Raw genomic sequence first — 1,303 nt, forward strand, 5'->3', positions numbered from 1 at the left:
GTATAATCCCAATAATATGGTTTGGGAGTTTCTACCAGGTTCCGAAAAAATCCTGATTACAAAGAAAATGCTTAATGTATTTTCTTTGTAATCAGGATTTTTTACGTTTAAGGAAATTATACTTACTAAAAAATACGGATAACCTATGAAATTTAGCTATATCAAAATTATATGTTTTGAACGTAAAAAACTTTTTGAGCAACGGACGAAGTCGTTGGCGACATGAGCGAAGCGAATTTTTATACATTTTTACAGATTTAATATATAAAATAAATAATAAAACAAATATATATAAAGGGAGATAGATATATGAATTTTGAAAAATTACCAAAAATAGAATTACATTGCCATTTAGATGGGAGCGTAAGACCGAGCACTATAATAGAATTAGCTAACATGAAGAACATAGATATACCGTCAAAAAATATTGATGAAATAAAAAACATGATGGTCGCACCTAAGGACTGTAAGTCATTAGATGAATATTTAAAAAGATTTGAATTACCAGGACTTATAATGCAAGATGAAGATAGTTTAGAAAGAATTGCTTTTGAACTTATGGAGGATGCGTCAAAAGAAAACATAGTTTATATCGAAATAAGATTTGCACCGTTACTTCATATAAATAAAGGCTTAAATACAAAACAAGTTATAGAAAGTGTTTTAAAAGGTATAAAAAGAGCTGAGTCAATTTATGACATCAAAGGTAATTTAATATTATCATGTATGAGAACTATGAGCGTTGAAAGCAGCTATGATGTAATAGAAGCTGGAAAAGAATATTTAAACAATGGAGTTGTTGCCGTTGACTTATGCTCAAGTGAAAATGAACAATTTTGCGAACAATTTGAAGAACCTATTTCTTTAGCTAGAAGCTATGGATATAGAATAACTATACATGCTGGTGAGACTGGAATAGGAGAAAATGTATATGATGCCATCACACTTTTAAAAGCTGAAAGAATAGGTCATGGGGTATTTATAAAAGATTGTGAAAAAGCTTATAATCTTGTTAAAGAAAATAATGTTACTTTAGAAATGTGCCCTACAAGTAACTTACAAACTAAAGCTATAAAAAATATAGAAAATTATCCATTAAACAATTTCCATAAAGATGGAATAAAAGTATCTTTAAATACTGACAATAGAACAGTTTCAGATATTGATTTAACTAATGAATATAACATAATATTTAATAACTTTGAAATGAGTGAAGATGACTATAAAACAATTTATCTAAATAGTGTTGAATCTTCTTTTGCAGATGAAAATACAAAAAATAAATTAAGAAATTATATAAAAT

General features: G+C 27.3%; 1 protein-coding gene and 1 riboswitch. The gene reads left to right on the plus strand.

All coding sequences use genetic code 11. The features are described from left to right. A riboswitch (purine riboswitch) is annotated at positions 1–79 on the plus strand. This riboswitch is flagged as partial in the annotation. Positions 80–309: 230 nt separating this feature from the next. Next, a partial coding sequence (gene add, locus RWY47_RS09255; RefSeq protein ID WP_224170322.1) for an adenosine deaminase occupies positions 310–1,303 on the plus strand: 994 nt, incomplete at its 3' end.

Origin of the sequence: Paraclostridium sp. MRS3W1 (assembly GCF_032465715.1) — a bacterium.
Taxonomy (GTDB): Bacteria; Bacillota; Clostridia; order Peptostreptococcales; family Peptostreptococcaceae; genus Paraclostridium; species Paraclostridium dentum.